This window comes from Formosa sediminum (assembly GCF_007197735.1).
In the GTDB taxonomy this organism is placed as follows: Bacteria; Bacteroidota; Bacteroidia; order Flavobacteriales; family Flavobacteriaceae; genus Formosa; species Formosa sediminum.
The window spans coordinates 2,066,064-2,087,057 of record NZ_CP041637.1 but is presented as its reverse complement, the minus strand read 5'-3'; the positions used below and the strand labels follow the sequence as shown (position 1 = coordinate 2,087,057).

The following is a 20,994-nucleotide window of genomic DNA, read 5'->3' as shown; positions in this document are numbered from 1 at the left end:
CTTTTTAGTTTATATAGATGTCTTATTTATTTAAGTACATTCTACGACGCGAGTAAATGTTGTAAAACTCATCGTCTCTTAAATTATCTATAAATAAGATACTTTCTCCCGTACTTTTCATTTCTGGTCCGAGTTTCTTATTTACTTTATGAAATTTATTGAAAGAGAACACGGGTTGCTTAATGGCATATCCGTTTAATTCTGGTTTAAAGTCAAAATCGGTTACCTTTTTCTCTCTTAACATCACTTTAGTAGCATAGTTTACATACGGTTCTCCGTAAGCTTTTGCTATAAACGGCACAGTACGCGATGCTCTTGGGTTTGCTTCAATAATATATACTAAATCGTCTTTTATAGCAAATTGTATGTTTATTAAACCTACTGTATTTAAAGCTAAAGCAATCTTTTTAGTATGGTCTTTTATCTGTTCCATTACCAAATCTCCTAAGGTAAAAGGTGGTAGTAAAGCGTTGCTATCTCCCGAGTGAATACCACAAGGTTCGATATGCTCCATGATTCCGATAATGTACACATTTTCGCCATCGCAAATTGCATCTGCTTCAGCTTCTATAGCCCCGTCTAAATAGTGATCTAATAGTAACTGGTTACCAGGCATGATACTTAATAATTCTACAACGTGTTTTTCAAGTTCTTCCTTATTAATTACAATTTTCATTCCTTGTCCTCCTAGTACATACGATGGACGTACTAAGATTGGAAAATCTAAACGGTCTGCAATTTCAGAAGCTTCATCGGCAGTTGTAGCGATATCAAATTCTGGATAAGGAATATTATTTTCTTTTAAAAGTTTAGAAAACAATCCGCGATCTTCTGCTAAATCTAAAGCTTCAAAGCTTGTTCCTAATATTTTAACACCATACTTGGTTAATTTTTCAGCTAATTTTAAGGCGGTTTGCCCTCCTAACTGAACGATTACACCTTCTGGTTTTTCGTGTTTAATAATATCGTATATATGTTCCCAGAATACAGGCTCGAAATATAATTTGTCGGCTGTATCAAAATCTGTAGATACCGTTTCTGGATTACAGTTAATCATGATGGTTTCGTAACCACATTCTGCTGCTGCAAGCACTCCATGAACACAACAGTAATCAAATTCTATACCTTGTCCAATACGGTTAGGCCCTGAACCTAAAACAATGACTTTCTTTCTATCTGTTACTATACTTTCGTTATCTGCATAACGCGTACCATCTGCTGTTTCCATATCACTTTCAAAGGTAGAGTAGTAATATGGTGTTTTAGCTTGGAATTCGGCAGCACACGTATCTACTAACTTATATACACGATTTACACCAAGTTCTTCACGTTTAGCATACACTTCACTTTCTAAACATTTAAGCATATGTGCGATTTGGCGATCACCATAACCTTTTTGTTTAGCTTCTAGCAATAAGTCTTTTTGTATAGTATTTATATTAAAAGTAGAAATTTCGTTTTTAAGCATATGCAACTCTTCATATTGCTTCAGGAACCACATATCTATTTTTGTGATTTCGTGAATTCTGCTTAACGGAATTCCCATTTCTATAGCATCGTAGATAATAAACACACGATCCCAAGACGCATGCGTTAATTTCTCTATAATTTGCTCGTAGTTTTTATTTTCTTTACCATCTGCGCCTAAACCATTACGTTTAATTTCTAAAGATTGCGTTGCTTTGTGAAGTGCTTCTTGAAACGAACGTCCAATCCCCATCACTTCTCCAACAGATTTCATTTGAAGTCCTAATGTTCTATCAGACCCTTCAAACTTATCAAAGTTCCAACGTGGTATTTTTACAATAACATAATCTAAAGTAGGCTCGAATAAAGCAGAAGTAGATTTTGTAATTTGGTTTTGTAATTCATCTAAATGATATCCTATAGCTAATTTAGCTGCTATTTTTGCAATTGGATATCCTGTGGCTTTTGATGCTAATGCAGATGAACGTGACACACGAGGGTTAATCTCTATAGCAATGATATCTTCTTTTTCATCTGGAGACACTGCAAACTGTACGTTACATCCTCCGGCGAAATCTCCAATATTACGCATCATATGGATGGCCATATCGCGCATTTTTTGGAATGTTTTATCGCTAAGTGTCATTGCTGGTGCTACAGTAATAGAATCTCCTGTATGAATTCCTATAGGATCCATATTTTCAATAGAACAAATAATAACAACATTATCATTTGCATCTCTAAGCAACTCTAACTCGTATTCTTTCCAGCCTATTAAAGCTTTATCAATCATTACCTCATGAATTGGAGAAATCTCTAATCCGCGAGTTAATAATTCGTCGAAATCTTCTTCTTTATATACAAAGGAAGCTCCTGCTCCACCTAAAGTATAAGAGGCTCTAATAATTAATGGGAAACCAAATTCTTGTGCAATTTCTTTTCCTTTTAAGTACGAAGTAGCTGTAGCTTGGGGCGCCATTGGCACACCAATTTTAAGCATTAACTCTCTAAATTGCTCTCTATCTTCTGTAATATTAATGGCATCGATATTAACACCTATAATATCTACACCAAAATCTGTCCAAATTCCTTTTTCATCAGCTTCAATACACAAATTAAGCGCAGTTTGTCCTCCCATTGTAGGTAAAACTGCATCAATTTGCGGATGCTCTTCAAGAATTTTAACAATAGATTTTGTGGTTAAAGGCAACAAATATACATGATCGGCCATTGAAGGGTCGGTCATAATAGTTGCTGGATTTGAATTAATTAGTATGGTTTCTATTCCATCTTCGCGAAGCGATCTTAAGGCTTGGGTTCCTGAATAATCAAATTCACAGGCTTGTCCAATTACAATTGGTCCAGATCCTATGATAAGAATAGATTTAAGCTTTGGATTTTTTGGCATTGTATTAAATATAAGATATTGCTAAAGTAGTTATAAAAATGAGATATAAAAAAAGGCGTTACCATTAAGTAACACCTTTCTATTATATCAACACATTGATATCATTATTTTTTATGTCTTGACTCTGAAGATACAGACAGTTTCTTTCTTCCTTTTGCACGTCTACGTGCAAGGACTTTTCTACCATTGGCAGAAGCCATTCTTTCTCTAAAACCGTGCTTGTTTCTTCTCTTTCTCTTTGATGGTTGAAACGTTCTTTTACTCATTGTCTTGTATCTTTAAAAATCTTCAATATTCTATCTAAATGAAGTCTTGATGGTTTCTTCAAAACTGCGCGCAAATATACAAAGACTTTTTTATTACACAAACCTTATTTAAAAAATATTTTTTCGTAAAATTTTTAGTTTCTTTGTAGTCCCAATTAATATAGTATAAATGATTCGTTTTTTTCTTAAGATATTAATCCTTACCTTAATAAGCACATATGCTGTTTCTGCCCAATCCTTATTGCAATATCGCCTAAAAATTGGAGATAGTATGACAGTTAAACAACAAGCTACTCAAGATATTGTTCAGTGCGATCAAGGTATTGAGCATAAAATACATAATAATCTTGAAGAAAATTACACTTTTAAGGTTGTTTCTAAAACCGACAGTACTTACAGACTAACTTTTCACTTCAACCATTTTAAACTTAAAACTACTTCGAATAGACTTGGTGTATTAGTAGATGTAGATACAAACAAACCTGTTCTTGAAGGAGATACCGAAGGTAAAATTTTTAGCGGTTTAACACGCTCTGAATTACAAATAGAAATGACTTACACAGGTGAAATTATTCAAGTGTTTGGTGCAGAAAACATGATTAACAACATGGTTAGTTTAGCTGGTGTACAAGATGAATTTACAAAACAGCTTATGATAGAATCCATGAAATCTGAGTTTGGAAGCGAATCTCTCTCTAAAAGCTTTGAGCAACTTACCCATATTTATCCTAAACAAAAAGTTAAGATTGGAGATACTTGGACCAATGCGTATACAGGAGAAATAAACGCAGTAAATACCTGGAAATTAAAGAATATAACCGATACTGTACAATTAGACGCAAAATCGGATTTAAGTATGATTATTGAAGACGAGTATACCAATTTGCTTTTAAAAGGAAAACAAACTATTGTCGTTATCGCCGATAAAAATACTGGTTTTATAAATGAAATGACTGTAAATGCAGAGGCTAGCAATGCCTTTGATTTGAACCACACAACACATACGAACCCTACTGAAGTAACATCTATAACAACTTATAAAATTAAATAAAAGTATATGTACAACAAAAACATAAAATTAGTAATTGCTGCTTTAATAATAGCCTATGCAGTTTATCAATTTATAGAAGGCAACATAGGAAATGGGATTATGTTTATCTTATTATCTTCTGTTTTCATTTTCTTATACTTTAAAAATGAATTTATTCTTCTTGCTTTTTTAAGGTTGCGCAAACAAGATTTTGAAGGCGCAACAAAATGGTTAAACAAAATTAAAAATCCAGAGTCTGCCTTAGTCACTAAACAACAAGGTTATTACAACTATTTACACGGTATTATGGTTTCACAAACCAACATGAATGTCTCTGAAAAATACTTAAAAAAAGCTGTTGATTTAGGCTTAAACATGGATCATGATTTAGCTATGGCTAAACTAAGTTTAGCAGGTATTGCTTTATCTAAACGTAGAAAACAAGAAGCTAGTAAATTGTTAACAGAAGCTCAAAAACTTGACAAACAAGGCATGTTAACCGATCAGATAAAAATGATGAAAGAAAACATGAAACGTGCTCAAGCCCCTAACCAACATTTTGGTGGTCACAGACAACCAAGAGGCGGAAGACGATAATATAACTATTTTACATCATAAAAAAAGCGTTGATCAACTTCAACGCTTTTTTTTTATAAATACTAGTGTTTACTATTTATAATATCCTACTTTAGGAATTTCTATCTCGTATAATTTTCTAGAACTGTTATTTAAAAACGCTTCACGTAACCACGGGTTATGAATTTTTAAAACTTTATAGTTAATATCAAATTTTTGAGCAAAGGCTGCGAAATCTGTTACAGCTGTATCTACTTTTACAGTATATGTAGGCACATGGGTATAAAGGTCTTTTTCTCTAAAATTAAATCCATATTTTAAAGGGTTATTTAAAATTTCCTTCAATGCAATAATTCTAAATACATAACGCCCAGTTTCTTCACCTAATAACAAATCATAATAGTCATTAACTTGTTGCGCTTCCAAGCGGGAAGAAACACCACTATTCCCTGCATTATAAGCTGCTGCTGCTAAGGTCCAAGATCCTAATTGTGCTTTCGATTTTTTTAAATACTCACAAGCTACTTCTGTTGCTTTTTCTAAATTATAACGTTCATCTACATTATCGTTTACCTCCAGACCAAAATCTTTAGCAGTTGCTTTCATTATTTGCCAAAAACCTCTTGCTCCAGCAGGCGATACAGCATTAGTTAAACCACTTTCAATAACCGCTAAATATTTAAAATCGTCTGGAATACCATGTTTTTCTAATATAGGCTCTATAACAGGAAAGTATTTATGCGCACGTTTAAACAGTAGTAAAGCATTAGATTGCCAATAGGTATTTACCAATAATTCTCTATCCATACGCTCATAGACATCGGGATCGCCTAAAGGCAACGCTTCTCCTGCAAAATCTAATTGTTCAGGCATTTGTAATGCGTAAACATTATAATCATTAAACTGTTTTTTCTCAAAATTTTCATCGGTTTCTGGATCTCCAACCGCATTAATAGACAAGGCTACAACTCCTAATAGGCCTATAAATGTAAGTCCTTTATAAATGTGTTTCATAATATTGGTATTGTTTTAATTTAATAAGAAATAGCATCAAATTTTAAGCCACTTTATCGTCTAAAATTAATTGTGGTAAATTTTCATTAAACCATTTATACTTATTTATAATCATAATATGTGTGCCTTCTTTAACAGTAATACAATTTTTAATATATTGATATGGAAAGACGGCATCTTTATCGCCATGAATATGTATTGTATTTGGCAAAGGTTGTTCTTGCTCCCAACACACTACTTGTTCTATGGCCCAATCTAAATAATTTTTGTCACGTACAGACAGATATTTTTTATATAATTTTACACGTCTTTCTAAATTACTCCCAAATGTATATTTTGTATAGGTTTCAAAATCCCTTACTAAATGCGTTGGTAAATATTTATATATTTTAGTGACTTTCGCCAATTTCATACGTTTTGGTAACTCATGCTTGGTGAGCACACTTGAAATAACTATAACTTTTCTTGTTTTTATATGCTTACTCATTTCTTGCACTAATATACCTCCAAAAGAGACTCCTACTAGCACAGGATTGTCTTCTTTTATACCTTCACAAATTCGTTTTGCATATTCTGATAAGGTTTCATTTTTATAAGGTAACACCCATTCTAATAAATGTATTTTAAAACGCGCTTTGGGCAATTTTATATACTCAAAAATAGTAGAATTTGCAGCCATTCCCGGCATAAAATACACATGTATTATATCTTGATTCATAATGTATTAAACTGTTAAACTCTTTCGTTTAATCTTTTTTTTTCGTAAATTTATATACAGTTTTAAACTTAAAACTTATAAAGAGTAGATTCTTTTTCTCTTGACTCCATTCGTTAAAAACATGACCATGATAGACACAGCAGAAGTATCAGACAACGATTTTTTACGTCAGTTTGAATACAAAATTGACACTGATTTAGCCATTATTGAGTACGCCCTACAAGAACGAAAGATTTTTCTAACAAAATTAATAGTTCCTGAAGACAAACACACAGAAGCTTTTGAAAACAAGTTTATAACTCTGGTTTTAGAGCATTTAAAAGAACGTAATTTAAGTGTTGTACCTACGTGTCCAACAATCGCTAAATTTATGAGAAAACACAGAGAATACAAAAGCATGTTACCTATTGGTGTTAGAATTTAACACCTTTAATAAAAAAGCCACTACTTTTTATAGTGGCTTTTTTATATTATGCTGTTAAGGGTTGAGATACAAAGCTAAACCTCACTAAACCATCTTCATCTATTTTTGTTAAATTTACCTCTTGTAGAGTATTTACCAGTTCTGGATTCCACGGGGCTTTTACCTTAACATAGTTTTCTGTAAATCCATGAATATAGCCTTCTTTATTTTCACCTTCAAACAATACAGTTCTGTGAGTTCCTATTTGACTTTCGTAAAATGCTCTACGCTTTTTAACCGATAAACCACGAAGCATCTTACTGCGTTTACTACGTACATTTTTAGGTACGACGCCTTCCATATTTGCTGCTTGAGTATTATCACGCTCAGAATATGTAAATACATGTAAATACGAGATGTTTAATTCAGCTAAAAAATGATAGGTCTCTAAGAACAACTCGTCTGTCTCTCCTGGAAAACCAACAATTACATCTACACCTATACACGCATCTGGCATGACGTCTTTAATCTTGGTTACACGATCTACATATAATTCTTTCATATAACGACGGCGCATTAACTTTAAAATTGTATTACTTCCACTTTGTAACGGAATATGAAAGTGAGGCACAAAAGTTCTGCTCTTAGAGACAAAATCTATAGTTTCATTTTTAAGTAAGTTTGGCTCTATTGATGAAATTCTTAAGCGCTCGATACCTTCTACCGTATCTAAACCTTGTACTAATTCATAAAAGGTATGCTCGTGTTTTTTATTACCAAATTCTCCTTTACCATAATCTCCAATATTTACACCCGTTAAAACAATTTCTTTAATGTTCTGTTCAGAGATTTCTTTAGCATTTTTAAGCACATTCTGCAAAGTATCACTTCTCGAAATTCCACGTGCTAACGGAATAGTACAGTATGTACACTTATAATCGCACCCATCCTGAACTTTTAAAAACGCACGAGTTCGATCTCCTATAGAATAACTACCTACATAAAAATCGGCATCTTCAATTTCACAAGAGTGAACTTCACCAAAATCGTTTTTAGATAAATCGTTTAAATAGTCTGTGATTTTAAATTTTTCTGTAGCTCCCAAAACCAAATCTACCCCATCTACATCTGCAAGTTCTTGTGGTTTTAGTTGTGCATAGCAACCAACTGCAGCAACAAAAGCTTTAGGATTCACTTTTTGTGTTTGCTTTACAATGGTTTTAAAACGCTTGTCTGCATTATCGGTTACCGAACAGGTATTAATAACATATATATCTGCAGGGTCTGTAAAGTCTACACGGTCAAACCCTTCATTTTCAAAATCCCTTGCAATGGTAGAGGTTTCAGAAAAATTTAGTTTACAGCCTAAAGTATAAAACGCTACTTTTTGTCTAGTCATAATTTAAAATTCTAAAATGCTGCGAATTTACAAAAAAACTATGGTGTTTATGTTAAAACCCATGTAATACCTACCTACCAACACCTAATTCATTTTCAGTAGATTCAAAAAAAGTAAAATATTTAAAATGTGAGTTTAATTTGTGAGCTAATACACTTACTTTTGAAATTAAAACACTTAGTTAATAATATCCGCACTCTTTTATGTTTTCAGTTTTAAATACTTCTCTTTCTACTTTTAAAAAATATATTCTTATCTGTTTTGGAAGTATAATGTGTATTTGCTGTACAACCAACAAAAAAAATAGAGACCAAAATCTTGTATTTAGATATAACGAACACAAAAATATAAGTACTTTGGATCCTGCGTTTTCTAAGGACATTGCAGATATCTGGGCAACCAACCAATTATTTAATGGTTTAGTGCAGATGAATGATAGTATGCAAGTAGAACCTGCAATTGCAAAATCTTGGTCTATTTCCGAAGATGGACTAACTTATACCTTTACCTTAAAAACAAATATTTATTACCACAAACACGCTTTATTTGGAAGAGATTCTACACGTATAGTGACTGCGCATGATTTTGCATACAGCTTTAACCGCTTATTAGATCCTGAGGTAGGCTCGCCAGGACGATGGGTATTAAATAAAGTAGACACTTTTGAAGCTAAAAATAAACACACGTTTATAATTCGTTTAAAACAACCTTTCCCTGCTTTTTTAGGATTACTTACTATGAAGTATTGTTCGGTAGTTCCCAAAGAAATTGTAGAACATTACGGAACTGAATTTAGATCACACCCAATAGGGACAGGACCATTTTATTTTAAACGCTGGGAAGAAAATATAAAATTAGTTTTCAGAAAAAACCCCTTATATTTTGAAACCAATAATTATGGTCAGCATTTGCCTTATTTAGAAGCTGTTGCTATAACTTTTTTACCTGACAAACAAAGTGAATTTTTACAATTTGCACAAGGTAATATTGATTTTATTTCGGGACTCGATGCCTCGTATAAAGATGAAATTTTAACAGCAAATGGCCAGCTACGAGACCAATACGAGCCAGAAGTAAATTTAATTCGTGCTCCGTATTTAAATACGGAATACTTATCGTTTTTTATGGATTCAGAACTTACTGAAATCCAATCAGAATGGCTTAGAAAATGTATTAACTATGGGTTTGACCGGAAAAAAATGATGACTTATTTACGAAATGGTATTGGTATTCCTGCTCACGGCGGCTTTATACCTAAAGGTTTACCAGGTTATAATTCGGGGATTGGATTTAACTATAATCCAAAATTAGCAAAAAGTTACCTTGAAACGTTTAAAACCGAAAAAGGAATTGAACATCCCGAAATCACGATAACTACAACAGGAAATTATTTAAGTTTCTGTGAATATATACAACGAGAAATACAGAAAATAGGACTAATAGTACACATAAACGTTGTGCCACCTTCGGCTTTAAAAGACGCTAAAGCTAACGGAAAACTTGATATTTTTAGAGCGAGTTGGGTTGCCGATTACCCCGATGCAGAAAATTACTTATCGTTATTTTACAGTAAAAATTTTGCCCCTAATGGCCCTAACTATTCGCATTTTAAAAACGACTTATTTGATAGATGGTACGAGCAATCTTTTGTAGAAACAGATACCAAAACACGAGAGTTACTCTATACAAAAATGGACTCTTTAGTTATGGCACATGCCCCTGTTGTACCATTATTTTATGATGAAGTTGTTAGATTTACACGAAAAGAAGTTCATAATTTAGGTATAAATCCAACCAATTTGTTAGACTTAAAGCGCGTTAAGAAATACAACTAACAGGCGTTTTAATCCCTTCTGTATTTTTTAGATATTTCAAAAACATGCGCTAAGATGGCTCTATCAGTAGCTGTAAATTCAATGTCGCGTCTGTTCATAACGATTTCGGCTACTTCAAAAGCTTTATTAGTGGTGTAAGTGGTAAAGCCGTTATGGCCACCCCAACTAAAACTAGGCACAAAGTTACGAGGATATCCAGCACCAAATATATTTGCATTTACACCAATAACTGTTCCTGTATTAAACATGGTGTTAATTCCGCATTTACTATGATCTCCCATTATTAAACCACAAAACTGAAGTCCTGTTTTAGCAAAATTTTCTGTTTCGTAGCTCCATAATCTTACCTCGGCATAGTTGTTTTTTAAGTTAGAATTATTGGTATCTGCACCCAAATTACACCATTCTCCTAATACAGAATTTCCTAAGTACCCCTCATGTCCTTTATTAGAATTTGCAAACAATACAGCATTATTTACTTCTCCCCCAACTTTACTGTAAGGGCCTATAGTAGTAGGACCATAAATTTTCGCCCCCATTTTTACTGCAGATTTTTCACATAATGCGAAAGGACCACGAATTAAAGCGCCCTCAAGAATTACAGCATTTTTACCAATATAAATTGGCCCAGTAGATGCATTTAAGGTTACAAAGTTAAGTTCGGCACCTTCTTCAATAAAAATATGTTCTGGAGCTATGGTGTTTACCGTTGTAGGAATAGGTTGCGAGGTTCTGCCTTCGGTTAACAATTCGAAGTCGTCTTGAATAGCTATACCATTCTTAGTAAAGATCTCCCAGGTATGTTCTATTTTAACACAATCTGCATTACATTCAATAGCTTCGTAAGTATCAAAATCAATATCGTCTTGAGTGTCTGTAGCAAAAAAAGCAACCACATCATCATCTTTAAATATGGCTTGATTTTTTTCTAGACCTCTTATAAGCTCTACCAACTCAAAATTTGGAAGGTAAGACGCATTAATCATTACATTCTCTTCCATTTCAACCATTGGATATTTATCTGCTAAATAATCTTCGGTGATTGTAGTCGTGGTTCCTCCTAAATGATGCTCCCATTTTTCGCGAATAGTTAAAATTCCAATTCTAATATCTGCAACAGGTCTAGTATAGGTAAATGGTAACAGACTGTTACGCGAAGGTCCATCAAAGAGAATATAATTCATTATTCGATTTTTTAAGTAAAAATAAAAAAGCCTTTCAAAATTTGAAAGGCTTTAGTAATATATATTTGCACTAAATTACTTTTTAAATTTAGCGTATTTATTTTTAAATTTATCAATACGACCAGCCGTATCAATTAATTTAGATTTACCTGTATAGAACGGGTGTGATGTTCTTGAAATCTCCATTTTAATTAAAGGATACTCAACACCATCTACTTCTAATGTTTCATTTGTATTAGCAGTAGATTTAGTTAAAAACACATCATCGTTAGACATATCTTTAAATGCTACTACTCTATAATTTGCTGGATGTATATCTTTTTTCATCACTAATCGTTTTAATCTTATCAATTTTGAGAATGCAAATTTAAGTATTTTTTATTATTCTGCAATGTTTTTTTGTAAAATTTATTTAAGTTTCTTTTTGTAACGTTTTGTTATATTTGTTTACTAACCTTTACAAACCAATTAATCACCAAAAAATTATGGAACAATCTTTAAAATCTATGGCAGCCACATATGGTATTTATTTAGCCATTTTACTATCTTCAGTAACTATTATTGCCTATGTTATTAATCTTGAACTACTCACTAGTATGTGGGTGGGAATTATTTTATTTATAATTATTATAGGTTTTGGAATCTTTTCAACAGCAAAAGCTAAACGTTCTCAAAACGGATTCATTAGTTTTAAAGATGCCTTTACAGCTTATTTTGCAACTGTTGTTGTAGGCGTTATAATAAGTGCGATTGTTAGCATTATCCTATTTAATTATATTGATCCAGATGCTGCTGAAGCCTTAAAATTACAAGTTATAGAGAACTCAACAAAAATGATGAAGAGCTTTGGTGCACCTCAAGAAGCAATTGATCAAGCTGTAGCCGACATGCAAGATCAAAATCAATTTGAAATTGGTAATCAGATTAAATCTTTAGCCTTTCAAATTATATTTTATTGTGTGGTAGGATTAATAGTTGCACTTGCAATGAAAAAAACTGACCCAGAAGCTAATTAATTATAGTATTTTTGAACTTTATATAAAAAGTTTAAAACATTTACATGAATATATCAGTAGTCATACCGCTACTTAACGAACACGAGTCTTTACACGAATTATACGATTGGATTGCTAAAGTTATGCAGTCCAATCGTTTTTCTTACGAAATCCTTTTTATTGATGATGGTAGTACAGACACGTCTTGGACAATCATATCTGAATTATCTGCTGCACACCCAGAGGTTAAAGGCATTCGTTTTTTAAGAAACTACGGTAAATCTCAAGCCTTACACGCCGGTTTTGCAAAAGCATCTGGAGATGTAATCATTACTATGGATGCCGATTTACAAGACAATCCAGAAGAAATCCCCGAGCTATATAGCATGATTATTAACGATGACTTTGATTTGGTCTCTGGCTGGAAAAAGAAACGTTACGACTCTGTAATTTCTAAAAATTTACCTTCTAAATTATTTAATTGGGCCGCACGAAAAACTTCTGGTGTAAAACTCCATGATTTTAACTGCGGACTAAAATCTTACAGAAACACAGTTGTAAAAAACATAGATGTTAATGGAGAAATGCATCGTTACATTCCGCTATTAGCTAAAAATGCAGGATTTTATAAAATTGGAGAAAAAGTTGTACAACATCAGGCTAGAAAATATGGCGAAACTAAATTTGGTATGGATCGCTTTATTCATGGCTTTTTAGACCTTATAACCATTTGGTTTTTATCGCATTTTGCAAAACGTCCCATGCACCTATTTGGTGCTTTAGGCATATTAATGCTTGCCATTGGGTTTGTATTTTCTGTATATTTAGGAATTGATAAAATTTTTCTTCATCCAAACGGAAGATTAATTACTCAACGGCCGCAATTTTATATTGCTTTAACCACCATGATTATTGGGACACAGTTTTTTGTAGCTGGATTTTTAGGAGAATTAATTTTAAGATCAAAACCAAACAGAAATAGATATACCATTAAAAATGAATTAAATTTAAACTAGACATGACATAAATTAATGCCCTATTAATCATTTCCATTTAACGAATTACTTATTTTTGTTTACTATATATTAAAACATTATGATTTACATTGAACCAGAATTATTAGAACGCGTAAACACATGGTTAACACCTAACTTTGATGAAGAAACGCAAACCTATATTAAAGACTTAATTGCAAATAACCCAACCGAGCTAAAAGAAAGTTTTTATAAAGACTTAGAGTTTGGTACAGGTGGAATGCGAGGGATAATGGGAATTGGAACTAATAGAATTAACAAATATACATTAGGAAAAAACACCCAAGGCTTAAGCAATTATTTACACACAAATTTTCCTGACGAAACGATTAAAGTTGCCATTGCTTACGATTGTAGACATAATAGTAAAACATTAGCAAAAGTTGTAGCAGATGTCTTTTCTGCAAACCAAATAGAAGTTTATCTTTTTGAAGATTTACGCCCTACACCAGAATTATCTTTTGCCGTAAGACACTTAAATTGCCACTGTGGTATCGTGTTAACTGCATCGCACAACCCACCAGAATATAACGGATACAAAGTGTACTGGCAAGATGGCGGACAATTGGTTCCTCCTCACGACGATTTAATTGTGAAAGGTATAGATGCATTAGATTATTCTGAAGTTAAATTTGAAGCCAACGCAGACTTAATTCATTATATTGGAGAAGATGTAGATCAGGCATTTATTAAAGCCTCAATTGAAAACGGAACCTATACAACTCCCGAAGCTAGAGAAAACTTAAATGTTGTGTTTACACCACTTCATGGAACTTCTGTAACCTCTGTACCTCAAACCTTAAAACAAGCAGGTTACAACCACGTACATATTGTAAAAGAACAAGAAGTGCCTAACGGAGACTTCCCTACTGTAAAATCGCCTAACCCAGAAGAGCCTGAAGCTTTAAAAATGGCTTTAGATTTAGCTAAAGAAACAGGTTCTGATATTGTTATAGGTACAGACCCTGATTGTGATCGTTTAGGTGTAGCAGTTCGTGATTTGGAAGGAAACATGATTTTACTAAACGGAAATCAGACCATGTTATTAATGACAGATTTCTTACTTAAACAATGGCAATCTAAAAACGCTTTAAAAGGTAACGAATTTATCGCTTCTACGATTGTTTCTACACCTATGATGTCTCAATTAGCCAAAGCTTATAATGTAGATTACAAAGTGGGTTTAACAGGATTTAAATGGATCGCTAAAATGATTAAGGACTTCCCAGAACAAACATACGTTGGTGGTGGCGAAGAAAGTTTCGGATATTTAGTTGGCGATTTTGTACGCGATAAAGATGCCGTAACCTCTACCCTATTGGCTTGCGAAATAGCAGCACAAGCCAAAGCAAATGGTAGCTCTATGTACCAAAGCTTATTAGACTTGTATGTCGCACATGGCTTATATAAAGAGCGTTTAATTTCATTAACTAAAAAAGGTATTGAAGGTGCACTAGAAATTAAACAAATGATGATTGATGCTCGTGAAAATCCGGTATCTGAAATTAACGGCTCTAAAGTAGTACGTGTAGAAGATTACCAAACTGCAACCGTTAAATATTTAGCGACAGGTAAAGAAGATTCGATAGACATTCCTAAATCAAATGTTATTATTTATTACACAGAAGATGGTAGTAAAGTTGCATTAAGACCAAGCGGAACTGAGCCTAAAATTAAATTTTATATTAGCGCCAACACACCATTAGACAGTGCAAACAATTTTAAAGCGACAGAAGCAAAACTAGAAGCTAAAATAGATGCTATTATAAAAGACATGAAACTTAGTTAATGGAGTATCTAAAAAAACTATCGCGCTTTATAATACCGTATAAAAAATACGGTTTCTTTAATATTTTCTTCAACATATTATATGCATTATTTAGTACCCTAGCTATGGTATCTTTAATGCCTATGATAAATGTATTATTTGGCGAAACTAAAAAAGTAACCGTAGAACCTGTTTATAAAGGTATCGGGCATTTAAAAGCGTATGGTGAGAATTACCTAAACTATTTTGTTACCACAACCAATGCAAACGAGGGCCCACAGCGTACTTTATTTTATATGATTGTGTTAATTATTAGTTTATTCTTACTCAAAAATATTTTTAATTACTTAGCATTATTTTCAATTACATTTTTAAGAAATGGCGTTTTAAAAGATTTAAGAAACGCCATTTATGATAAAGTTATTACGCTACCTATTTCTTATTATTCTGAAAAGAAAAAAGGCGATATCATTGCTCGTATTTCAGGAGATGTTAACGAAGTAAAAAATTCTTTACTAGCTATTTTAGAGCTTATTGTAAAAGAACCGTTAACCATTGTTTTTGCAATTATCACCATGTTTACCATCTCGACCCAACTCACCATATTTGTGTTTTTATTTATTCCGGTTGCGGGATTTATAATATCTAGAATTGGGAAAAGTTTAAAACGTAAATCTAATAAAGTACAAACAGAACAAGGCGTATTTATTTCTACCTTAGAGGAAACTTTAGGCGGACTAAAAGTGATTAAAGGGTTTAATGCAGAACAAAAATTTAATGCTAAATTTCAAGATTCTACAGAACGTTTTTATCATTTTTCCAATACACTTTTAAACCGACAGAATTTAGCCTCACCTACTAGCGAATTTTTAGGAATTATAACTATTGCCGCCTTATTATGGTACGGCGGGAGTATGGTTTTAATAGAGAGAACACTCTCTGGAGGTGCTTTTATTACTTATATGGCACTGGCTTATCAAATATTAACACCTGCAAAAGATATTAGTAAAGCAAGTTATAAGGTTAAAGCTGGTAATGCTGCTGCAGATCGTGTTTTAGAGATTTTAAATACAGAATCTGTTTTAAAAGACAAGCCTAATGCTAAAATTAAAACAGAGTTTAATTCTGAAATTGCACTAAATAATATTTCATTTAAATATGAAGACGATTTTGTGTTAAAGCATTTTACACTCACTGTCCCTAAAGGAAAAAGTGTGGCGCTTGTAGGACAATCTGGTAGCGGAAAAAGCACAATAGCTAATCTAGTAACTCGTTTTTACGATGTTTCCCAAGGTAGCATTACTATAGATGGAGACAATATAAAAGATTTAAGTAAACATTCATTACGTAATTTAATGGGCTTAGTTACTCAAGATTCTATATTGTTTAACGACACTATAAAAAACAATATCTTATTAGGCAAAGAAAATGCAACAGATCAAGAAATTATAGACGCCTTAAAAATTGCCAATGCTTGGGAATTTGTTAAAGATTTACCTCTTGGCATAGAGACCAATATTGGAGATTCTGGAAACAAATTATCTGGCGGACAAAAGCAGCGATTAAGCATTGCCCGTGCAGTATTAAAGAACCCACCTATTATGATTTTAGATGAAGCAACCTCTGCCCTAGACACAGAAAGTGAACGTTTAGTACAAGATGCTTTAGAAAACATGATGAAAAACAGAACCTCTATTGTTATTGCCCACCGTTTATCAACCATTCAAAGTGCAGACTTAATTGTTGTTATGCAAAAAGGAGAAATTGTAGAACAAGGCACTCATGAGGAATTGATTAAAAAAGATCATGTTTACAATAAATTGGTACACATGCAAAGTTTTGAATAAAATTTAAATCTAATTTTTAATATAGGGATAACCACTTTAATAGGTGTTTATCCCTTTTTTATACCCATTTTTCAAACTTTATTCCGAAATTTACATCCTTAATTAAACTTTTAAGACTTTTAGATGTCTAAGTATAAAACCTATGAATGATTAACGAGTCTCAACTTTTAGAGCAACTAAAATCTGATGCTAGCAGAGATTCAGCTTTTAAAGACCTTATTCGGATTTACAAAGAACGGCTGTATTGGCACATTCGTAATATTGTGAAATCTCACGACGATACGGATGATGTATTACAAAATACATTCATAAAGATTTTTAGAAATATAAATTCGTTTAATGGAGACAGTAAATTGTACTCATGGATGTATCGTATAGCGACTAACGAAGCTATCTCATTCATTAATAAAAGAGCCAAACTGTTGCAAATTACAAACGAAGAGGCCCAGCAACTTGCTTTAGATCATTTACAATCTGATGTTTACTTTGAAGGAGACGACATTCAATTTAAACTACAACAAGCAATTGCTAAACTACCTCAAAAACAACAGTTAGTATTTAATATGAGGTATTTTGAAGATATAAAATATAAAGAGATGTCTGAAATTTTAGAGACCAGCGAAGGCGCATTAAAAGCATCTTACCATTTAGCTGTAAAAAAAATTGAAGACTATTTAACTCATGATTAAACCTTTATAAAAAAACACAGTCTAAGCATTAAGATGAAATTGAAAGACTTACATAACGACAATACCGGAGGGTTTAAAATACCAAAAGATTACTTTAATACTCTTGAGGATTCTATTTTAAGCCAAGCTAAACTTCAAGACAAAGTTTCAAATCCTGGTTTTAAAGCTCCTGATGACTATTTCGAGACTTTAGAAGCTCGTATTCTAACAAAATTAGATGCTAAGCCTAAAGTAAGAACTTTAAATATTAAACCTTGGGCTTATGCGGCTAGTATTGCTGCTTGTTTAGTACTTATGTTTACACTTACTTTTTCTAATAATCAAACTCACTCTATTAGCTCTATAAATAACGATAGTTTAGAGTCTTTTATTTTAAATGAAGAATTTAACACTTCAGAAATGGCTACTTTAATTACAGATACTGATGTTTTTGAAAATGACATTTTAAACAGTACACTAAGCGATGCCTCTATAGATTATTATATAGAAAGTGTAGTAGATTTAGAAGATCTTTTAGACAATTAAAAATTAACTTATGAAAAAAGGATATATTATTTTATTAATCGCCCTATGTAGTGTAAATGTATTTGCACAAAGTAAAGACGAAAAAATAAAAACTCTAAAAATAGCTTTTATTACAGAAAAACTGAATTTATCTAAAACTGAAGCACAAAAATTCTGGCCTATTTATAACGCTTATGAAGAAGACACCAATTCCCTTCGTAACGAAATGAAAGCGCAAAGAAAAAGCTCTGATATAGATAATTTATCTGAAACCGAAGCCAACACGCTTTTAAATAGCATGGTTCAATCTAACGAAAAAAGATTGCTACTATACAATCAATACATTAATGATTTAAAGAAAGTAATTCCTGCTAAAAAAATTATCATTCTTAAAAAATCTGAAGACGATTTTAGAAGAAAACTCTTTGAAGAGTATAAAAAAAGACATCAAGACGATAAAAGATAACATGATTTAAAGAGCCATTTGGCTCTTTTTTTTTACTAAAATTTTAAACGCTATAGTATTTCATCTTCTAACACTACTAATTACTAAGAAATTACACATTTAAAAACACCACTTCTTTTTTAATACTTTAACTCATTTACAATAATTTTAATACACCTTTAATTTTTGTTTTTTCAGATTAATAATTTTGCTACATTTACAAGCATTAATTACTACTAATTACAACAGCCATTATTCTGGACTAATAACAATTGTTTATGATTGCCTCAAATATTAAACATTTAAGAACACTAAAAAAATACTCTCAAGAAGCACTTGCCAATGATTTAGGAATTACCCGATCCAGAATTGGGTCTTATGAAGAAGGTCGTTCAGAACCTGCTATAGCTATGCTTATTAAATTTTCAGATTATTTTAAATTGCCTATAGATATTTTAGTACGTACCGACTTAAGCAAAACCAAAGACAATTCGTTTTTAAATATTGGACAAAATCGCATCCTATTCCCTATGATTGTAGATTTGGAAGATGACGATTTGATAGAAGTTGTTCCTGTAAAAGCCTCTGCTGGATATTTAAATGGCTACGACGATCCTGAATACATAGATCAACTACAAAACATTAAGCTGCCCTTTTTACCCACAGGAAAACACAGAGCCTTCCCTATAAAAGGAGACTCGATGCTTCCATTAAAAGATGGTTCTTTTGTTGTAGGTAAATTTATTGAAGACCTACAAGATCTGCAAGACGGTCGCACGTATGTGTTATTAACAGCTTCACAAGGTATGGTCTATAAGCGTGTTTATAATCAAATCAAAGAAAATAACAGTATCTTACTCGTATCAGACAATAAAAAATATGCTCCGTATTTAGTACATGCTGAAGATATTTTAGAATTATGGGAATTTACTTGTTGCATAAACACACAAGAGTACGACGCACACGAATTACAAATAAGTAGTATAATAAGCATGTTTAATGAGCTTGGTGTAGAATTAAAAGCTTTAGAAAAAATGATACAATAATGTACACAATTATAGATATTGAAACTAACGGAAGCGGTAATAAAATTACAGAAATTGCGATTTTAAAACATGACGGCAAACAACTTATAGACACGTTTAGCACATTGGTAAATCCTGAAACTCAAATACCGCCATACATTACTACGCTTACAGGTATAGACAATAGAATGGTTGCTAACGCCCCTACTTTTTCAGAAATTGCTCAGCAAGTATTAGATCTTACAGAAGATTCTATTTTTGTTGCCCATAATGTGAATTTCGATTATAACATTATTCGTAATGCTTTTAAAGAGCTTGGTATTGAGTTTAAACGCAAAAAATTATGTACCATACGTTTATCTAGAAAATTAATTCCGGGACACCAATCATACAGCCTAGGTAAATTATGCGACGCCCTTAATATAAATGTTGTGAACAGGCACCGTGCTAAAGGAGATGCAGAAGCAACTGTAATTTTATTTGAATTATTATTAGCCAAAGAAGAATCAGAAACAGTTATAAAAGCCTTTTTAAAACCTTCTTCTAAAGAAGCAACTCTCCCTCCAAATTTGCCTAATACAGTATTTAACGCTATACCTAATAAACCTGGAGTTTATTATTTTAAGAATAAAAAAGGAAAAATAATATATGTTGGAAAAGCTAAAGATTTAAAAAAACGTGTATTAACTCATTTTTACAATAAATCGGATAAAGAAATGAATTTGTGCAGAGAAACAGCAGATATCACTTTTGACTTATCTGGGAGTGAATTGATTGCGTCACTTATGGAAGATGCTGCTATAAAATCTCATTATCCAGAATATAATCAAGCAGCAAAGCGTAATCCAAAAGCTTTCGCAATTTTTAGTTATGAAGACAGAGACGGCATAAAACACTTGGCATATAACACTCTAAAATCTGCTCCAAATCCACTTAAAATTTTCTACTCCATTACAGATTGCAGACTACAATTAGAAAAATACTGTACAGCTTTTAATTTATGTCCTAAATATTGTCATTTGCAAGAAAGTATTACCGCATGTTCCCATTACGCCATTCAAGACTGTAAAGGTATATGTAAACAAAAGGAAACGGCTTCAAATTATAACTTGAGGGTAGAAGAAGCTATCGCATCTATAAAAAATAGCAATCAAGAACTTGTAATTAAACAAAACGGCAGACATCAAGAAGAATCTGCATTTATTTTAATTAGAGATGGATTTTACAAGGGCTATGGTTTTATAGACGCTACCGAACAGATTATGCACACTGAAGATTTAGAACGTTTTTTAATCCCACAACAAGATACTATGCACACTCAAAAAATTTTACAAAGCGTTATTTTAAAAACTCAAATCCAACCTCAGTCGAGTGTTAGCATTTAAAA

20 protein-coding genes are annotated in these 20,994 nt (G+C 32.4%); 13 read left to right on the top strand and 7 right to left on the bottom strand.

Going from position 1 to position 20,994, the window contains the following annotated elements; translation table 11 throughout:
- Nucleotides 1-22 precede the first annotated feature (22 nt).
- The gene (carB, locus tag FNB79_RS09140; RefSeq protein ID WP_143381023.1) at nucleotides 23-2,875 is read right to left on the bottom strand and encodes a carbamoyl-phosphate synthase large subunit; all 2,853 of its coding nucleotides are present in this window, start codon (nucleotides 2,873-2,875) and stop codon (nucleotides 23-25) included.
- A gap of 104 nt (nucleotides 2,876-2,979) precedes the next feature.
- Nucleotides 2,980-3,141, bottom strand: coding sequence for a 50S ribosomal protein L34 (gene rpmH, locus FNB79_RS09135; RefSeq protein WP_038527912.1), 162 nt, complete (start codon nucleotides 3,139-3,141; stop codon nucleotides 2,980-2,982).
- A gap of 271 nt (nucleotides 3,142-3,412) precedes the next feature.
- Here rpmH and FNB79_RS09130 point away from each other — a divergent pair, with 271 nt between their 5' ends.
- Nucleotides 3,413-4,192 carry a DUF6263 family protein gene (locus tag FNB79_RS09130; protein WP_143381022.1) on the top strand — a complete coding sequence of 260 codons (780 nt, stop codon included), beginning with the start codon at nucleotides 3,413-3,415 and terminating at the stop codon, nucleotides 4,190-4,192.
- Between the two features lie 6 nt (nucleotides 4,193-4,198).
- A complete protein-coding gene (locus FNB79_RS09125; RefSeq protein WP_143381021.1) occupies nucleotides 4,199-4,768 on the top strand; it encodes a DUF2892 domain-containing protein in 570 nt (189 codons plus the stop codon).
- A 72-nt stretch (nucleotides 4,769-4,840) separates the two neighbouring features.
- Here FNB79_RS09125 and FNB79_RS09120 read toward each other — a convergent pair whose 3' ends face one another.
- Both FNB79_RS09120 and FNB79_RS09115 read right to left on the bottom strand, forming a co-directional pair.
- Nucleotides 4,841-5,761, bottom strand: coding sequence for a lytic transglycosylase domain-containing protein (locus tag FNB79_RS09120; protein WP_143381020.1), 921 nt, complete (start codon nucleotides 5,759-5,761; stop codon nucleotides 4,841-4,843).
- Between the two features lie 43 nt (nucleotides 5,762-5,804).
- On the bottom strand, nucleotides 5,805-6,479 hold the full coding sequence (locus FNB79_RS09115) for an alpha/beta hydrolase family protein (RefSeq protein WP_143381019.1): 675 nt from the start codon (nucleotides 6,477-6,479) through the stop codon (nucleotides 5,805-5,807).
- A gap of 127 nt (nucleotides 6,480-6,606) precedes the next feature.
- Here FNB79_RS09115 and FNB79_RS09110 point away from each other — a divergent pair, with 127 nt between their 5' ends.
- Nucleotides 6,607-6,903, top strand: coding sequence for a GNAT family N-acetyltransferase (locus tag FNB79_RS09110; RefSeq protein ID WP_185967741.1), 297 nt, complete (start codon nucleotides 6,607-6,609; stop codon nucleotides 6,901-6,903).
- A 46-nt stretch (nucleotides 6,904-6,949) separates the two neighbouring features.
- Here FNB79_RS09110 and mtaB read toward each other — a convergent pair whose 3' ends face one another.
- Nucleotides 6,950-8,281: a tRNA (N(6)-L-threonylcarbamoyladenosine(37)-C(2))-methylthiotransferase MtaB gene (mtaB, locus tag FNB79_RS09105; protein ID WP_185967740.1), complete on the bottom strand. Its 1,332-nt coding sequence runs from the start codon at nucleotides 8,279-8,281 to the stop codon at nucleotides 6,950-6,952.
- 203 nt (nucleotides 8,282-8,484) lie between these two features.
- Here mtaB and FNB79_RS09100 point away from each other — a divergent pair, with 203 nt between their 5' ends.
- On the top strand, nucleotides 8,485-10,116 hold the full coding sequence (locus FNB79_RS09100; RefSeq protein WP_143381017.1) for an ABC transporter substrate-binding protein: 1,632 nt from the start codon (nucleotides 8,485-8,487) through the stop codon (nucleotides 10,114-10,116).
- Between the two features lie 8 nt (nucleotides 10,117-10,124).
- Here the strand turns inward: FNB79_RS09100 and FNB79_RS09095 are convergent, their stop codons facing one another.
- Both FNB79_RS09095 and FNB79_RS09090 read right to left on the bottom strand, forming a co-directional pair.
- Complete coding sequence (locus FNB79_RS09095; protein ID WP_143381016.1) at nucleotides 10,125-11,300, bottom strand: GlmU family protein; 1,176 nt, start codon at nucleotides 11,298-11,300, stop codon at nucleotides 10,125-10,127.
- A gap of 75 nt (nucleotides 11,301-11,375) precedes the next feature.
- Nucleotides 11,376-11,627, bottom strand: a complete 252-nt coding sequence (locus FNB79_RS09090) for a type B 50S ribosomal protein L31 (protein WP_066224877.1) — start codon at nucleotides 11,625-11,627, stop codon at nucleotides 11,376-11,378.
- A 158-nt stretch (nucleotides 11,628-11,785) separates the two neighbouring features.
- On the opposite strand from FNB79_RS09090, the gene FNB79_RS09085 reads away from it, so the two are divergent.
- The 9 genes from FNB79_RS09085 (at nucleotide 11,786) to FNB79_RS09045 (ending at nucleotide 20,992) form a co-directional block, all read left to right on the top strand.
- Nucleotides 11,786-12,316, top strand: coding sequence for a DUF4199 domain-containing protein (locus tag FNB79_RS09085; RefSeq protein WP_143381015.1), 531 nt, complete (start codon nucleotides 11,786-11,788; stop codon nucleotides 12,314-12,316).
- A gap of 44 nt (nucleotides 12,317-12,360) precedes the next feature.
- Entirely contained in the window at nucleotides 12,361-13,311 is a 951-nt protein-coding gene (locus tag FNB79_RS09080; protein WP_143381014.1) for a glycosyltransferase family 2 protein, read from the top strand.
- A gap of 79 nt (nucleotides 13,312-13,390) precedes the next feature.
- Entirely contained in the window at nucleotides 13,391-15,118 is a 1,728-nt protein-coding gene (locus FNB79_RS09075; protein WP_185967739.1) for a phospho-sugar mutase, read from the top strand.
- The gene (locus FNB79_RS09070) at nucleotides 15,118-16,944 is read left to right on the top strand and encodes an ABC transporter ATP-binding protein (protein WP_143381013.1); all 1,827 of its coding nucleotides are present in this window, start codon (nucleotides 15,118-15,120) and stop codon (nucleotides 16,942-16,944) included. The genes FNB79_RS09075 and FNB79_RS09070 overlap by 1 nt, the downstream gene beginning before the upstream one ends.
- A gap of 146 nt (nucleotides 16,945-17,090) precedes the next feature.
- The gene (locus FNB79_RS09065; RefSeq protein WP_143381012.1) at nucleotides 17,091-17,633 is read left to right on the top strand and encodes an RNA polymerase sigma factor; all 543 of its coding nucleotides are present in this window, start codon (nucleotides 17,091-17,093) and stop codon (nucleotides 17,631-17,633) included.
- A 33-nt stretch (nucleotides 17,634-17,666) separates the two neighbouring features.
- Complete coding sequence (locus tag FNB79_RS09060; RefSeq protein WP_143381011.1) at nucleotides 17,667-18,158, top strand: hypothetical protein; 492 nt, start codon at nucleotides 17,667-17,669, stop codon at nucleotides 18,156-18,158.
- A 10-nt stretch (nucleotides 18,159-18,168) separates the two neighbouring features.
- Complete coding sequence (locus FNB79_RS09055) at nucleotides 18,169-18,603, top strand: sensor of ECF-type sigma factor (protein WP_143381010.1); 435 nt, start codon at nucleotides 18,169-18,171, stop codon at nucleotides 18,601-18,603.
- 257 nt (nucleotides 18,604-18,860) lie between these two features.
- Nucleotides 18,861-19,628, top strand: a complete 768-nt coding sequence (locus FNB79_RS09050) for an XRE family transcriptional regulator (protein ID WP_394345097.1) — start codon at nucleotides 18,861-18,863, stop codon at nucleotides 19,626-19,628.
- Nucleotides 19,628-20,992, top strand: a complete 1,365-nt coding sequence (locus tag FNB79_RS09045) for an exonuclease domain-containing protein (protein ID WP_394345096.1) — start codon at nucleotides 19,628-19,630, stop codon at nucleotides 20,990-20,992. Before FNB79_RS09050 ends, FNB79_RS09045 begins: the two co-directional genes overlap by 1 nt.
- Nucleotides 20,993-20,994: the final 2 nt, after the last annotated feature.

Coding starts and splice junctions, on each gene's coding strand:
- FNB79_RS09075 (WP_185967739.1), top strand. CDS start 13,391: ATGATTTACATTGAACCAGAATTATTAGAACGCGTAAACACATGGTTA.
- FNB79_RS09065 (WP_143381012.1), top strand. CDS start 17,091: ATGATTAACGAGTCTCAACTTTTAGAGCAACTAAAATCTGATGCTAGC.
- FNB79_RS09120 (WP_143381020.1), bottom strand. CDS start 5,761: ATGAAACACATTTATAAAGGACTTACATTTATAGGCCTATTAGGAGTT.
- FNB79_RS09070 (WP_143381013.1), top strand. CDS start 15,118: ATGGAGTATCTAAAAAAACTATCGCGCTTTATAATACCGTATAAAAAA.
- FNB79_RS09100 (WP_143381017.1), top strand. CDS start 8,485: ATGTTTTCAGTTTTAAATACTTCTCTTTCTACTTTTAAAAAATATATT.
- FNB79_RS09045 (WP_394345096.1), top strand. CDS start 19,628: ATGTACACAATTATAGATATTGAAACTAACGGAAGCGGTAATAAAATT.
- FNB79_RS09130 (WP_143381022.1), top strand. CDS start 3,413: ATGACAGTTAAACAACAAGCTACTCAAGATATTGTTCAGTGCGATCAA.
- FNB79_RS09115 (WP_143381019.1), bottom strand. CDS start 6,479: ATGAATCAAGATATAATACATGTGTATTTTATGCCGGGAATGGCTGCA.
- FNB79_RS09080 (WP_143381014.1), top strand. CDS start 12,361: ATGAATATATCAGTAGTCATACCGCTACTTAACGAACACGAGTCTTTA.
- FNB79_RS09060 (WP_143381011.1), top strand. CDS start 17,667: ATGAAATTGAAAGACTTACATAACGACAATACCGGAGGGTTTAAAATA.
- FNB79_RS09125 (WP_143381021.1), top strand. CDS start 4,199: ATGTACAACAAAAACATAAAATTAGTAATTGCTGCTTTAATAATAGCC.
- rpmH (WP_038527912.1), bottom strand. CDS start 3,141: ATGAGTAAAAGAACGTTTCAACCATCAAAGAGAAAGAGAAGAAACAAG.
- carB (WP_143381023.1), bottom strand. CDS start 2,875: ATGCCAAAAAATCCAAAGCTTAAATCTATTCTTATCATAGGATCTGGA.
- FNB79_RS09050 (WP_394345097.1), top strand. CDS start 18,861: ATGATTGCCTCAAATATTAAACATTTAAGAACACTAAAAAAATACTCT.
- FNB79_RS09085 (WP_143381015.1), top strand. CDS start 11,786: ATGGAACAATCTTTAAAATCTATGGCAGCCACATATGGTATTTATTTA.
- FNB79_RS09095 (WP_143381016.1), bottom strand. CDS start 11,300: ATGAATTATATTCTCTTTGATGGACCTTCGCGTAACAGTCTGTTACCA.
- FNB79_RS09055 (WP_143381010.1), top strand. CDS start 18,169: ATGAAAAAAGGATATATTATTTTATTAATCGCCCTATGTAGTGTAAAT.
- mtaB (WP_185967740.1), bottom strand. CDS start 8,281: ATGACTAGACAAAAAGTAGCGTTTTATACTTTAGGCTGTAAACTAAAT.
- FNB79_RS09110 (WP_185967741.1), top strand. CDS start 6,607: ATGATAGACACAGCAGAAGTATCAGACAACGATTTTTTACGTCAGTTT.
- FNB79_RS09090 (WP_066224877.1), bottom strand. CDS start 11,627: ATGAAAAAAGATATACATCCAGCAAATTATAGAGTAGTAGCATTTAAA.